A 14,652-nucleotide genomic window follows, 5' to 3' on the forward strand; every position below is an offset into this window, starting at 1 on the left:
CTGTACTGTCTGCGGCTTCGTCGCCTTGTCCTAATTTAAAGTTAATCCACTATAACGGCAGATTCGCTTCAAACCCAAGCCGCACCTTGCCATCTGCGACTTTACCATCCTGTACCAAATGAAAACGCGCCCGCAAAAACCGCAGCCATTACAGACGCAGCGGCTTTCGCTATAATGGAACACACCCTCCACTTGGCGCGAAAGGAATATTTATGACTTCCGAAAACACCCTGTGTCTGATTATCGACATCCAAGAACGCCTCCTCCCCGCCCTGCACGACAAAGACGATATGCTGCACCACAGCCGTATCCTGATACAGGGGCTTCATGCCTTAGGCGTCCCGTTTGCCGTAACCGAGCAATATCCGAAAGGCTTGGGCAAAACCGTTCCCGCCGTATCGCTGCTGCTGCCCGAAATTACGCCTTTTATCGAAAAAACCCGTTTCTCCGCCCTCTCCCCCGAAACGCACACGATTTTGACGCAGGCAGCCGTTCAAAACATCATCTTAATCGGTGCAGAAACCCATATTTGTATGTTGCAAACCGTATTGGATTTGCGCTTGGAAGGTTTCAATGTTTACGTTCCCTTTGAATGTACGACATCCCGCTCCCCAGCAAACAAAGAAAACGGACTGGCGCAAATACGCGAAGCCCGCGCCACCGTTTCCAATGTGGAAAGCATTTTGTTCCAATTGTTGGGCGACGCCCGCCACCCTGCCTTCAAAACCGTTTCCAAACTGATTCAATAGTCTGTTAAGGTCGTCTGAATGCAATACACCATCACCGAAGCCGCCAAAACCGATCTGCCCGACATTGTCGAGATTTACAACAGCACCATAGCCGCCCGCCAATCCACCGCCGACCTGATGCCCGTCAGCGTTGCCGAACGCGAATCTTGGTTCGACGCACACGGCGGCAAGCGGCCTCTGTATGTATTGAAAAATCACGAAGGCACGGTTTTAGCTTGGTGCAGCCTCAGCGACTACTACCCGCGCCATGCCTATCACATCAGCGCAGAAATCAGCCTCTATGTCCGCCATGACGCGCGCGGTATCGGCGTGGGCAAAATCCTTCTGCAAAATGTGCTCGAACGCGCGCCGTCCTTGGGCATTAAAAACATATTGGCAGTCATCTTCGGACACAACTACCCCAGCCTGCACCTGTTTCACCAGTTCGGCTTTACGGAATGGGGGCGATTGCCCGGCGTATGCGACTTAGGAGAACAACAAGCCGACGTCGTTATCTTAGGTAAAAAATTAGTCGGTTGAGTCCCGACAACCAAACCGCAAACCTTTTCCAAACACCACTTAGCCCAAACCAAAATGACCGCTCCCCAAACCTGCCCCTGTTCACCAGGAAAACCTTATAACGACTGCTGTGCCCCGTTCCACCGCCGCGAAAGCCTGCCGCAAACCGCCGAACAGCTGATGCGCTCCAGATACAGCGCCTATGTTTTGCACGATATCGCCTATATTGTTGAAACGACTGTCCCTTCCCAGCAACACCAGCTCGATCAAGCCGATATGCTGGCATGGAGTCAGACGACCCATTGGCAGGGTTTGGAAGTCATGCAACACGCCAATGTCGGCAAACAACATGCCCAAGTCGAATTCAAAGCCTATTTTCAAGACGGTCAAGAAACCGCGTGCCATCACGAGCTATCCGCCTTCGTCAAAATCGACAACCGCTGGTATTTCATCGACCCAACCACGCCCTTGCCCGGCATGAAACACGACTGCATCTGCGGTTCGCACAAAAAATTCAAAGCCTGCTGCGGCCGTTTCTTCAAATAACAAACCGACCATCCGCAGGCAAATTTAAAACCATGCTTGCGGACAGGCTGTGTCTCCTGAACACACCAGTTTCTAAAATGCTGCCAATCCTTCCCTCTTCCCCATCTCAATCCGCCTGAAAAACAGACCTTTCCGTTATAATTCCCTTTTTCCCGCCCCATTCCTCAACAGACGACATGAAAGCCGCCTTTTTCCTCCTCTACCTCATCCAGCTCCTGCCCTTCAAGGCCATACACAAAATCGCCGACGCAGTGGGCATCCTTGCCTATTACGCCGTCAAACCGCGCCGAAAAGTCGGCGAAACCAACCTCAAAAAATGCTTTCCCGAATGGAGCGAAGACCAACGAAAAGCCGTGCTCAAACGCCATTTTCAGCACATGGCGAAGCTGATGTTCGAATACGGCCTGTATTGGTACGCGCCCGCCGACAGGCTGCGCAAACTCGTGCATTATCAAGACAAACACCATCTTGATAACGCGCTCGCGGCGGGCGAAAAAGTCATCCTGCTTTATCCGCATTTCACCGCATTTGAAATGGCGGTTTACACCCTTAATCAGGACGTGCCGCTGACCAGCATGTATTCGCACCAAAAAAACAAAGCGTTAGACGAACAAATCCTCAAAGGCCGCCACCGCTACAACAACGTCTTCCTCATCGGCCGCACCGAAGGCCTGCGCGCGATTATCAAGCAACTGCGCAAAAGCGACGCCCCCTTCCTTTACCTGCCCGACCAGGATTTCGGCCGCAACGACTCCATCTTCGTCAACTTCTTCGGCATTCCCACCGCCACAATTTCAGGCTTGAGCCGCATCGCCGGCATGACCAAAGCCAAAGTCATCCCCGCCATCCCCACGCGCAATGCCGACAACACCGTTACGCTGCGCTTTTATCCTGCATGGGAAAACTTCCCTTCAGACGACGTTGTAGCCGATACCCAACGCATGAACGATTTTATCGAAGCACGGGCAAGGGAAAATCCCGAACAGTATTTCTGGCTGCACAAACGCTTCAAAACCCGCCCCGAAGGCGAACAGGGATTTTATTGAATTACATACAGTTACATCAAAAAACAAAGCCCGTCATATACGGGCTTTTATTATTTCTATTAAATCGAAAATTAGCAACGATAGTAACAAATTTTTAATTGAGAATTTTTCACATTAACTCTTTGGTTAAACTGGATATTCAGGTTTATTAGACGTTCAACATACGAAAAAATCGCGTCATTTCCCGTAAAACATAAATATGATGCAAAATTTTGATTAACATATTAAATTTAATTTTATTTAAAATCAAAGTGTTATAAAATAACATTTTAAAAGAATTAATTATACAGACTAACCCATAAAGAATATAATTTCAAATTTTCGAAAATATTTATTTTATATTCATTAAAAATTTAACCAATCAGAATTATATTTTAAAATTTAAATAAATATTGAAATATTATAAATATATATTTTACATAAAAAAATAATATAAACCTCTTGGCAAACCCAAAAATTTCGCGTAAATTTCGTTACATCAAATTACAGACGTACTGACAGATTTGATACTCCAGTTTCCTACTGCAAGCCCTTCAGCTTGCAAGTGGATGTTCTGAGACTCACTCCCTCGGAACAAAAGTTTACCCGCACGGAGTTGAGCCGTGCAGGTAAAGCCGCAGGCGAAAGCCTGTATTGTTTGTGAAGCGTAAATCTCTGATTTGAGGTATTGGGGCAATCCTGTGGGGGATTGCCTCCTTTTTTTGTTCATTCGCTTTATCGGGTCAATAAAGGTTTATAGCGAACAAAACCAGAAAATCCCCATCCTCCATCTCCCCTCTTCTCAAGCGTAAACAACGGATAATCTGAGCATCTTGTTATTAGCATCCGCCATATAAAAAAAGTCGTCTGAAACATTTTTCAGACGACCTTTGAACAAACGGGGAATGCGGATTATGCGTTGCCTTCTTGTTGTTGCTGGTACATGGCTTCGAAGTTGATCGGAGCGAGCAGTACGGGCGGGAAGCCGGCGCGGGTTACGCTGGTGGAAATGGCTTCGCGTGCGTAAGGGAAGAGGATGTTCGGGCAGGCTACGCCTAAGAGCAATTGAACGTCTTCTTCAGGGATGTTTTCCAGACGGAAGATGCCGCTTTGAGTCACTTCGTTGAGGAACATAGTGCGTTCGGCGTTGAGTTTGGCGGTTACAGTAACGGTTACGTCAACGTTGTAGTAGCCGTCTTCCAGCTTCTCGCTGTTGGTGGAAACGCGCATATCGACTTCAGGCTCGCCTTGTTCCAAGAAGATTTGGGGGGCGTTGGGCACTTCCAAAGACAGGTCTTTGACGAACAGGCGTTCGATGCTGAATACGGGTTGCAATTCTTCGCTCATTTTGTTTTCCTAGTTGGGTTTAAAGTTACGGGTTTAATAAAGAATCCAGCCTGCCTTCGCGGTGCAGGCCGTACAAATCGGTAAAACCGCCGACGTGGGTATCGCCGATGAAAATTTGCGGTATGCTGCGCTGCCCTGAAAGCTGCTGCATTTCAGCAAAGGCTTCGGGGCTGCGGTCGACGCGGATTTCGTTGATTTCGGCGACGCCCAGCGAATGCAGCAGCTTTTTAGCCATGGTGCAGTAGGGGCAGAACGCGCCTGTGTACATCGTAACGGTTTGCATGATTGTTTTCAGAGTTCTAATGGGGTTCACTATATGGGCATATGGTTTATTTTACAATACTTGAAATCGGCTATTTTGCCTGAATCTTTGTTTTCGGGGCGTGAGGGCTGCCTGCCGCCCATGTGCCAAAACGCCGTTTTTAAAGTATGATAAACGGCAATCCGAACCGCTTTTGTCATTTGTTTTCCACGAAACCGACGGCAAGCGGGTGGTAGATTAAATTTGAGTCAGAACAGCAACACAATCAGCCGATTATTTTCAGGTTTGGGCAGCATCAGTCTGGTTCAAATTTAATCTACTATTTTTCTTATTAAAAATTAGGAACTAAAACCATGCTTTCAGGAATCCCCATCCCGAAGGACGCCGTCCGTCCGCCCGAAACCGTGCTCGTCAACATCACCCCGCAGGAAACGCGCGTGGCAGTGTTGGAAGAAAACAATATCTGCGAGCTGCATATAGAGCGCAACAGCGGCCATAGTCTGGTCGGCAATATTTATCTGGGCGTGGTGCGCCGCGTGTTGCCCGGCATGCAGAGTGCGTTCATCGACATCGGTTTGGAACGCGCCGCGTTTCTGCACATCGTCGATGTTCTCGAACAACGCCGCAACCCCGACGAAACCCAACGTATCGAGCATATGCTGTTTGAAGGGCAGTCGGTTTTGGTGCAGGTCATCAAAGACCCGATCAACACCAAAGGCGCGCGCCTTTCCACTCAAATTTCGCTGGCCGGGCGTTTCCTCGTCCACCTTCCGCAGGAAGACCACATCGGTATTTCCCAGCGCATCGAAGACGATGCCGAACGCAACAGCCTGCGCGAACGCCTGACTAATCTATTGCCCGAAGACGCGTGCCACGGCTACATCATCCGCACCAACGCCGAAAACGCCACCGACGAGCAGCTTCAGTCCGACATCCACTACCTGACCAAAGTGTGGGAACACATTCAAGAACAAGCAAAAATCCAGCCGCCGGAAACCCTGCTTTATCAGGATTTGCCTTTGAGCCTGCGCGTGTTGCGCGACATGTTCAGCCTCGACACGCAAAAAATTCTGGTCGATTCAACCGAAAACCACCGCCGCATGACCCGCTTCGCCGAGCAATACGTCCATGGCGCATTGGGCAGGATAGAGTTGTTTAAAGGCGAACGCCCGCTGTTTGAAACCCACAACGTCGAGCAGGAAATCAGCCGCGCCCTGCAACCGCGCGTCAACCTCAACTTCGGCAGCTACCTGATCATCGAGTCCACCGAAGCCATGACCACGATAGACGTGAACACCGGCGGCTTCGTCGGCGCACGCAATTTCGACGAAACCATCTTCCGCACCAACCTCGAAGCCTGCCACACCATCGCCCGCGAATTAAGACTGCGTAACCTCGGCGGCATCATCATCATCGACTTCATCGACATGGCGCAGGAAGCGCATCGCGAAGCCGTGTTGCAAGAGCTTGCCAAAGCTCTCGCCTTCGACCGCACCCGCGTTACCCTCAACGGTTTCACCAGCTTGGGTTTGGTCGAATTGACGCGCAAACGTTCGCGTGAAAACCTCAGCCAAATCCTCTGCGAACCCTGCCCGTCCTGCCAAGGCAGGGGTCGTCTGAAAACGCCGCAGACCATCTGTTACGAAATCCAGCGCGAAATCGTCCGTGAAGCCCGCCGTTACGACGTGCAGTCCTTCCGCATCCTCGCCGCGCCCAACGTCATCGACCTCTTCCTCGACGAAGAGTCGCAATCGCTGGCGATGCTCATCGACTTTATCGGCAAACCGATTTCGCTGGCAGTCGAAACCGCTTACACGCAGGAACAATACGATATTGTGTTGCTGTAAAGACAAAAGGTCGTCTGAAAACGGAATCGGGGTTTTCAGACGACCTTTTGGCAAGATTGGCAGACCATTCAAGTGCAGTATTCCTTTAGAAAAAAATGTCCAACATATAGTGGATTAACTTTAAACCAGTACGGCGTTGCCTTGCCGTACTATCTGTACTGTCTGCGGCTTCGTCGCCTTGTCCTGATGTACTATCTGCGGCTTCGTCGCCTTGTCCTGATTTAAAGTTAATCCACTATATTAAGCAGAACCCACGCCGAAGGAAAACCGATAAAGTGCGGGAAAAACAACAAAAAGGTCGTCTGAAAACCAGCTACCCCTTTCAGACGACCTCCCGCTAAACCCTTCCTAATTTTCCCCTGCTATCCTCCCATTAATTAAGGAGAACACCATGCGCGTATTGCTTGCAGAAGACGACCACATGATTGCCCAAGCCGTAGCTGCCAACCTCAAAGACAGCGGCTACGCGGTCGATTGGGTCAAAAACGGCAGCCAAGTTTCCACTGCCCTTCAGGCGCAGAACTACGACTTGCTGCTGCTCGACCTCGGACTGCCCGGCAAAGACGGATTGGACGTTCTCACCCAAATCCGACACGAAGGCAGCAAAACCCCCGTCCTCATCGTAACCGCCCGCGACGACCTCCACAGCCGCCTCAACGGACTGGACGGCGGCGCCGACGACTACATCGTCAAACCCTTCGACATGGCGGAGCTGCAAGCCCGTATGCGCGCCGTCCTGCGCCGCCACAGCGGCCACAGCCAAACTCTGCTGACCAACGGCGCACTTACCCTCAACCCCGCCACCTACCAAGTCGAAGTCAAAGGAGAAGACAAACCCGTCCTCCTGAGCAACAAAGAATTTGCCGTCCTCCAAGCCCTGATGATGCGCCCCGGCATCATCCTTTCCCGCAGCGACCTTGAAGACAAAATCTACGGCTGGGGCGAAGAGGTCGAAAGCAACGCCGTCGATTTCCTCATCCACGCCTTACGGAAAAAGCTCGGCAAAGAACACATCCAAAACGTACGCGGCGTAGGCTGGCTGGTCGCAAAAGAGGTCGTCTGAAACCTCAATCCGCGTATCCGCCCGCCCATGCCATAATTAATAACAAAACCTAAAACAGCCTCGCCAAACACACTATGCATCACTTCATCCAGACCCTCAAACAATCCCTACAAGTCCGTATCAGCATCGCCCTGATACTGATGTTCCTGCCTTTGTCCATCATCGCAGGCGCGTTCTCCTATTACCAAACCTACCATGAAGCCGAAGAGCTTCAGGACGACCTGTTGCGCCAAACCGCTGCCTACATCAACCCCAAAACCACCGACTACACACAAATAGGCAGCGAAAACCACATCCTCATCCAAACATTCGGACGAGAAGACACCGTCCCCCTGTCCGACACACTCGGCGAAGGATTCCACACCATCAAAGGCAGCGTTGATGACGACGATGACGATGATGACGACGACGAATACCGCGCCTACATCCGCCAAACCCCGCAAGGCAAAATCGCCGTACTCCAAGAAACCGAATACCGCGACGACCTCGCAGCCACCGCCGCCTACCAAAGCGTCCTCCCGCTGCTTATCGCCCTGCCCCTCATGATCCTGCTGACCGTATGGATCACCTACCGCGCCATGCGTCCCGTTAAGACCCTTTCCGCCTCCCTCGGACAACGCCGTTCAGACGACCTCTCGCCGCTGGACGGAGAAGGCGTGCCCAGCGAAATACAAGGCTTCGTTACCGCCATCAACCAACTGCTGCAACGTACAGGCGAAAACATCCGCCGCCAGCAACGCTTCATCGCCGATGCCGCCCACGAACTGCGCAGCCCCCTGACCGCCCTCTCCCTTCAGGCAGAACGGCTCACCAAGCTGCCCCAATCGGATGAAGCCCGCGAACAGACCGGACTCATCCTCCAAAGCATACAGCGCAACCGCCACCTGCTCGAGCAACTCCTGACCCACGCCCGCGCCCAAGGCTCCGAAACCCAACGCAACCTGACCGACATTAGCCTGCAAGCCCAGTTCCGCCGCGTGCTGCAAGAACTCATGCCCCTTGCCCTTAACAAACAGCAAGACATCGGCGTCGCCGTTGAAAACGACCTGTGCATCCGAGCCGACGACACCGAAATCTACACCCTCATCAAAACCTTCACCGACAACGCCATCCGCTACACCCCCGCAGGCGGCCGCATCGACATAGGTTTCAGCGAGACCCCGACCACCCTCACCATCTGGGTGGAAGACGACGGTCCCGGCATCCCCGCCGCCGAACGCAGCCGCGTAACCGACGCCTTCTACCGCATACTCGGTACAGAACAACAAGGCACCGGACTCGGACTCTCCATCGCCGACGCCATCGCCAAACGCTACGGCGGCAAACTCATCCTCGCCGACAGCCGCAACTTCGCCCACGGCCTGCTGATACAAGCGGAACTCAACAAACAGCTTCTCCAGGCAGACTAAACAAACAAGAAGGTCGTCTGAAATCCGTTTTCAGACGACCTTTTTCTATCCCCCTTTTTTTATCTAAGCATTTGCATCACAACAAATATTCACTCAAAAAATAGGTTTCCCCTCCCCTCCAATCTTTCCGCCCCATTCAAACGACGGCGCGCCAAGTATTATCCCTATCGCCCGCACTCTAGAAATCCGCCTGCCATCAAGTTTGGCTAAAACACATCAGCAAATCCCAATCTCTGAAATTATGACTATATGATTAACGTTCTCTTAATAAATGATATTTCTTGCAAATCATTATCAATTAATATTAGAATACGCACTCTCAAATTAACGTAACCCGTCAAAACCCATCGAGAGGAAGAATATGAAATCCCCCCATTCCCCCGCCTTCCGTTTCAGCATGATGGTGCTGGCGCTGTCTTCAGGTTTTGCCCATGCAGACAACGTTCGCCCCGAAGCGACTGCCGAACTGAAAGAAGTTGTCGTTACCGGTACTGCCGTACCGACCCGCGTTACCCGCAACCAGCTTGACCGCGAAACTTCGACCGATTTGAAACAAGTCATGAAAGACCAAATCGGTATGGACGTCGGCGGCGGCAACGGCGTGGCGCAGTTTTACAGCATCCGCGGCGTCGGCGAAGACAAGATTAATCTGGAAGTGGACGGCACCAGCCAATCCACCAAAATCTTCCACCACCAAAGCCGCTTCCAGCTTGACCCCGCTTTGGTGAAAAGCATCAACGTCGAAAAAGGCACAGGCGCGGCGAGCGCGGGCTTGGGCGCGGTCGGCGGCACCATCCGCGTAACGACGGTTGACGCGAAAGACCTGCTGACCGACGGCAAACCTTTCGGTTTCAAACTCGGCGCGGGCTTGAGCAGCAATAAAGGCTCAACCGGCAACGCGGCAGTTTACGGCTATCAAAACGGCTTCGATGCCCTGTTTGCAGGCAACTTCCTCAACAACCGCGACTACAAAGACGGCAACGGCAATGTCAACCGCGGCAGTCGTCTGAAACAGCACAGCTACCTCGCCAAACTCGGCTACGACTTCAACGACGACCACGGCATCCGCCTGACCTACCGTCAGGAATACCAAAAAGGCAACCGCACTGACAAAGCCGAGTTCCAAAACGTTGACAGCTACATCGGCGTGGACGGCACTTATCAAAAAGAGCAGACCTACAATCTGGAATACCGTGGCCGCAACGTCGGCTTTATCGACAAAATCGACGCCAACGTCTTCCAAATCAACACCGACGACACCAAGCCGCCTAAAGGCGCGCCTTCCCCGAAAGCCCAAGCTTCCGGCACGGCGCAAGGCGGCGTTCCCATCGGCAAGCTTGAGTTGAGCAAAATCAAAGCGACCGGCGCGAATCTGAACCTCGCCAGCTCCTTCGGCGACGGGCACATGGTGAAATACGGCGTCAACTACCGCCACGAAACCTCCGAGCCGTCCGACAAAGGCGCGTGGTTGAAAATTCTCGGTTTGTATGACCGCGACAAAGAGAAGAAAGCCGAATACGGCGTGTACGCGGAAGGCATTTGGAACCTGAACCCCGTTACCCTGACCACCGGCCTGCGTTACGACCATTTCAAATACAACGCCGCCAGCAAACAAAGCGCGTCGCACGGTCAGCTCAACCCCAGTATCAGCGCGATTTGGGACATCAACGACAACTTCTCCCTCTTGGCAAACCTCAATCAGGCAAGCCGCGCGCCCCGCCTGAACGAAGCCCTCTTGGCTAACGAACGCGCAGGCGCCGCCGCCGATTTGGACAGCAAGCTCAAAGCCGAAACCGCCCGCCGCGCCGAACTCGGCTTCAAATGGCGCAACGACAACTTCAACGTCAGCGGCAGCGTGTTCCACCAACGCATCAAAGACCTCATCGTTTATCGTTGGGCAAAAATCAACAACAACACCGCCTCCATCACCGAACGCGGCAAGATTTACAACGGCGGCACGCTCAAAACCTACGGCTACGAACTTGACGCATCCTACCGCTGGGGCGGCCTGACCGCGCGCGCCGGCGTATCCTACGTCAAACCGCGTCTGAACGGCGAAATGTACTACGGCGAAAACCCGATTCAAGCGGAAGACCACGAAAGCTCGTTCACCTTTTGGAACACGGGCCGCCAATGGCTGACCGGCCTGTCTTACCAGTTTGAAAACCCCAAACTCGAAATCGGCTGGCGCGGCCGCTACGCCCAAAGCGTGAAATACACCGACGTCGCCCGCGGACAAGGCACGATACACGGCAAGAAAGCCGGCTACGGCGTACACGACATCTACGCCAACTGGCAGCCGCTGAAAAAAGACAACCTGAACGTCAACTTCGCCGTCAACAACATCGGCAACAAACAATACCGTTCACACAGTCAACGCTTCCCCAACGGCAACGGACGCGTACCCTTCTACGAACGCGGTCGCGAGTTCGCCTTGGGCGTGAATTACCGCTTCTGATAAAAGCATTGGCAAAAGGTCGTCTGAAACCTGATTTTTGGGTTTCAGACGACCTTTTCGTTATAGCAAACCTGCAATGAACTGCGAACACGGCCCGAAATCCGTTAAAATACCGCATCCTTATTTTCAGACGACCTCAAACCATGTTGGTACTCGGAATCGAATCATCCTGCGATGAAACGGGCGTTGCGCTTTACGACACCGAACGCGGCCTGTTGGCGCACCATCTTCACACCCAAATGGCGATGCACGCTGAATACGGCGGCGTTGTCCCCGAACTTGCCAGCCGCGACCATATCCGCCGCGTCGTGCCGCTGACGCAGGGCTGTTTGCAGGAAGCAGGCGTTTCCTACGACGATATCGATGCCGTCGCCTACACCCAAGGGCCTGGCTTGGGCGGCGCGCTTCTGGCAGGCTCGGGCTACGCCAACGCTCTTGCGTTTGCCTTGAACAAACCCGTCATCCCCATCCACCATCTCGAAGGCCATTTGCTCTCCCCGCTTTTGGCGGACGACAAACCCGAATTTCCGTTCGTCGCCCTGCTGGTTTCGGGCGGGCATACGCAGTTTATGGCAGTACGCGGCATCGGCGATTACACGCTGATGGGCGAAAGCGTCGATGACGCGGCGGGCGAAGCATTCGACAAAACCGCCAAACTCTTGGGGCTGCCCTACCCCGGCGGCGCGAAGCTGTCCGAACTGGCGAAGCTGGGCAACCCCGACGCCTTTGCGTTCCCGCGCCCCATGCTCCATTCGCACGATTTGCAGATGAGCTTCTCCGGTTTGAAAACTGCCGTGCTGACCGCCGTCGAAAAAGTCCGTGCCGAAAACGGCGGCGAAATTCCCGAACAAACGCGCAACGACATCTGCCGCGCGTTTCAGGACGCAGTGATTGACGTTCTCGCCGCCAAAGCCAAAAAAGCCTTATTGGATACCGGCTTCAGAACCTTGGTCGTCGCGGGCGGCGTCGGTGCGAACTGGAAGCTGCGCGACGAATTTTCCCGCCTGAGCGTCAAAAAGCCGTCTGAAAAAGGCAAACCCAAGCCTAAGGAAGAAAAAATCAAAGTCTGCTTCCCGCCCATGGAATACTGCACCGACAACGGCGCAATGATTGCCTTCGCCGGCGCAATGAGGTTGCAGGAGCGGCAGCCCGCGGGCGCGTTCAACGTCAAACCGCGCTGGCCGCTGTCGGATATTGTGAAGTAGTGTTTAAGCAAAGAAAAAGATGATATATTGCAATGTCAAATATTAAATTAGGATATTATTATATCTTGCTGTTTTTATTGATTATTTAGTTATTGCATTTATGTCAGGTACAACAATACACGGCTGTTTTTTGCAGCCGTTTTGTTTTGTATGTTTATGTTAAACCGTCTGATGACGCGCTTTGTCAAACGGCTTTTGTGTCTTATGGATGTAGTAGGCTATTTTTGCGAGTTTACGCATTATGGCAACGATGACGACCATTTTCGGTTTTTTGGCCGCTTCCAAGTTTTTGACCAGTTGCGGAAATGCGTTTATCCGATAGGCAACTAAAGCAGGCATAAACAATGCCCGTTTTAGTTGTCGATGTCCGTATCTGCTCAATCTACCTTTTTTATTCACGCTGCTACCAGATTGTTCAATTTTGGGACTTAATCCGGCGAATGATACGAATTGGTTTGCGGTTCTAAAGGTTTTATCCGTCAGGTGTCTAAGCAGAATTGCAGCGGTATCTTTTCCTATGGCGGGTATTGTTTGCAGGTTCTGATATTCGGTATTCAAGCTTTTTTGCTGCTTAATCGTGCTTTCTATTCTTTTGGAGGTTTCGTCTATTTTCTTTGATAGCAGCAGAATGATTGTTTCGTGGGTCGACCTTATGAACGGGTCTTTTGCGGTATGCAGCCTATTTTGGCTTTCATGCTTTTGTTGCTTGAGTTGCTGAAGCAGGTTTATCAGTTTATACAACATTGGATTTTCAGACGGCCTAAACGGTGTCAATTTATCTAAATGCCTTTTTGCATAATCGGCTATCAGCTTTGAATCTGCTTTGTCTGTTTTGGTATGGCTGAACTGGCTTTTTGCGTAATCTTTAATTTTGAGGGGATTGATAACATAAACGGTATAGACCGCGCTCAAGTATTCGGCAGCTTGTTCATAATAAACACCTGTTGCTTCCATGCTTATGACGATTTTTCTAACTCGCTTGGTCTTTATCCAGCCAATCAGTTTTTCAAAACCTTCATGACTATTTCCGATTTTTATATAGTCCATTTCGCCTTTGGCCGTAATCAATGTTACGTCTATGGTGTCTTTTGAAATATCCAATCCTATTACATTCATTGCATTTTCCTTATTTATTCAGCCTGTTATGGCTATGATGATATTCAATCTTTAGGACGGTCGGACGGTTCGGCATTTCTTTTTCCCAGTTTTTAACTTTGGTCGATTTGCTGCCTAAACCGCCCGGGCTTCTGTTTTGCGCATAAACAAAAACCCGCAAACCGTCTTTTTTAAAACGGTTTGCGGGTTTTGGCTTTGGCATTTTATTGCTTCCGGTTGATCTGATTTTTGACTATTTTTGAATTTTTAGACGTCGCCGGAAGACATAAAATTGCTGAAATTCAAAAAAGCGGGAGTTCCCGCACCCCGTGGATACCTTTTCCCCTATCAATTACGCCTTTGGGCTTCATTGATAGGGGAAAAGGTATCTTAATTATTCACTGATAAGTAATAAATTCCTATTAATGACAATTCAAAAACTAAAAAACCTATAAATATTTTAAAACCTGTAATAAAGCCAGCCTTTGCCCCTCTATCAGTGTTAGACCTACTAGAATACCAACCAATAATAAACCAAACTAAAGGAGATGTTATAAACCTTATTAAATCTAATGTGCTCATAATCCAATTTTCCCGCCCTGATTCGTCAAGGCTTTATCGTTGTATCCGTCATACATCAAATTTTGCGGGCTGGCACCGCCCATTGTCAAGACCTGCGGGGCGTCGGGAGTGTATGCGGTCTGCGTCGGTTTTGCAGCTTCTGCCGTCTGCGTTTTGTATGGATTAAACGGTAAGCCGTCTTTGACGTAGTTCAGACAGGTTTGTTTGCCGATGTCTTTAATCTTCGTGCCTTGGTCGGTGTAACATGTGCAGCGGTTTTCTGCTTTTATACAGGCGGCAGGCCACGGCATGACTTTAACTGCTTTATTCATGCCGTCGTATATCGGGGCGGTTTCAGGACGCTCTGCGATACGGGGCTGATAGTCTTCTTCGCTCAAATGTGGTTTCTTTGGTTCTTCGGGTTTTGTTTCGGCTTTGGGATACTGTCCGTTTGATACAGGCTCACTTGCCGATACGGCTGACGGCTGCGTTTGTGCTTGGGCGGTTTGTGTCGTACTTGCCGTCTTCGCCTTTTCTCCTTCGCCTGAAAATTTGCCCCAAAATCCAGTAAACGACCAAACGCCATA

At 51.2% G+C, this 14,652-nt stretch carries 13 protein-coding genes and 1 pseudogene; 9 read left to right on the forward strand and 5 right to left on the reverse strand.

Going from position 1 to position 14,652, the window contains the following annotated elements:
* Nucleotides 1-212: 212 nt before the first annotated feature.
* The 4 genes from HMPREF2572_RS11090 (at nt 213) to HMPREF2572_RS11105 (ending at nt 2,839) form a co-directional block, all read left to right on the forward strand.
* The gene (locus HMPREF2572_RS11090) at nt 213-749 is read left to right on the forward strand and encodes an isochorismatase family protein (protein ID WP_070498657.1); all 537 of its coding nucleotides are present in this window, start codon (nt 213-215) and stop codon (nt 747-749) included.
* Nucleotides 750-767: 18 nt separating this feature from the next.
* On the forward strand, nt 768-1,268 hold the full coding sequence (locus tag HMPREF2572_RS11095) for a GNAT family N-acetyltransferase (RefSeq protein WP_070498660.1): 501 nt from the start codon (nt 768-770) through the stop codon (nt 1,266-1,268).
* A gap of 54 nt (nt 1,269-1,322) precedes the next feature.
* Nucleotides 1,323-1,793, forward strand: coding sequence for a YchJ family protein (locus HMPREF2572_RS11100; protein ID WP_070498662.1), 471 nt, complete (start codon nt 1,323-1,325; stop codon nt 1,791-1,793).
* Between the two features lie 176 nt (nt 1,794-1,969).
* Nucleotides 1,970-2,839, forward strand: coding sequence for a lipid A biosynthesis lauroyl acyltransferase (locus tag HMPREF2572_RS11105; protein ID WP_070498665.1), 870 nt, complete (start codon nt 1,970-1,972; stop codon nt 2,837-2,839).
* Between the two features lie 891 nt (nt 2,840-3,730).
* Here HMPREF2572_RS11105 and secB read toward each other — a convergent pair.
* A complete protein-coding gene (secB, locus tag HMPREF2572_RS11110; protein ID WP_003755109.1) occupies nt 3,731-4,165 on the reverse strand; it encodes a protein-export chaperone SecB in 435 nt (144 codons plus the stop codon).
* Nucleotides 4,166-4,190: 25 nt separating this feature from the next.
* Nucleotides 4,191-4,448, reverse strand: a complete 258-nt coding sequence (grxC, locus tag HMPREF2572_RS11115) for a glutaredoxin 3 (RefSeq protein ID WP_003741129.1) — start codon at nt 4,446-4,448, stop codon at nt 4,191-4,193.
* Nucleotides 4,449-4,780: 332 nt separating this feature from the next.
* Here grxC and rng point away from each other — a divergent pair, with 332 nt between their 5' ends.
* The 5 genes from rng to tsaD all read left to right on the forward strand — a co-directional run bounded on the left by rng (nt 4,781) and on the right by tsaD (nt 12,409).
* Nucleotides 4,781-6,274, forward strand: a complete 1,494-nt coding sequence (gene rng, locus HMPREF2572_RS11120; RefSeq protein ID WP_070498667.1) for a ribonuclease G — start codon at nt 4,781-4,783, stop codon at nt 6,272-6,274.
* 391 nt (nt 6,275-6,665) lie between these two features.
* A complete protein-coding gene (locus HMPREF2572_RS11125) occupies nt 6,666-7,337 on the forward strand; it encodes a response regulator (protein ID WP_070498670.1) in 672 nt (223 codons plus the stop codon).
* Between the two features lie 74 nt (nt 7,338-7,411).
* Nucleotides 7,412-8,746, forward strand: a complete 1,335-nt coding sequence (locus HMPREF2572_RS11130; protein WP_070498672.1) for an ATP-binding protein — start codon at nt 7,412-7,414, stop codon at nt 8,744-8,746.
* A 361-nt stretch (nt 8,747-9,107) separates the two neighbouring features.
* Nucleotides 9,108-11,204, forward strand: coding sequence for a TonB-dependent receptor plug domain-containing protein (locus tag HMPREF2572_RS11135; RefSeq protein ID WP_070498674.1), 2,097 nt, complete (start codon nt 9,108-9,110; stop codon nt 11,202-11,204).
* A 143-nt stretch (nt 11,205-11,347) separates the two neighbouring features.
* Entirely contained in the window at nt 11,348-12,409 is a 1,062-nt protein-coding gene (gene tsaD, locus HMPREF2572_RS11140; protein WP_070498677.1) for a tRNA (adenosine(37)-N6)-threonylcarbamoyltransferase complex transferase subunit TsaD, read from the forward strand.
* 159 nt (nt 12,410-12,568) lie between these two features.
* Here tsaD and HMPREF2572_RS11145 read toward each other — a convergent pair whose 3' ends face one another.
* The 3 genes and pseudogenes from HMPREF2572_RS11145 to HMPREF2572_RS11155 form a co-directional block, all read right to left on the reverse strand.
* A complete protein-coding gene (locus HMPREF2572_RS11145; protein ID WP_070498679.1) occupies nt 12,569-13,525 on the reverse strand; it encodes an IS110 family RNA-guided transposase in 957 nt (318 codons plus the stop codon).
* Nucleotides 13,526-13,894: 369 nt separating this feature from the next.
* Complete coding sequence (locus tag HMPREF2572_RS14415) at nt 13,895-14,086, reverse strand: hypothetical protein (protein WP_148132343.1); 192 nt, start codon at nt 14,084-14,086, stop codon at nt 13,895-13,897.
* Nucleotides 14,083-14,652 (reverse strand): annotated as a pseudogene (locus HMPREF2572_RS11155) (zonular occludens toxin family protein); the annotation flags it as partial. The pseudogene HMPREF2572_RS11155 and the gene HMPREF2572_RS14415, both read right to left, overlap by 4 nt.

This window comes from Neisseria sp. HMSC064E01, from assembly GCF_001808875.1.
GTDB lineage: Bacteria > Pseudomonadota > Gammaproteobacteria > Burkholderiales > Neisseriaceae > Neisseria > Neisseria sicca_A.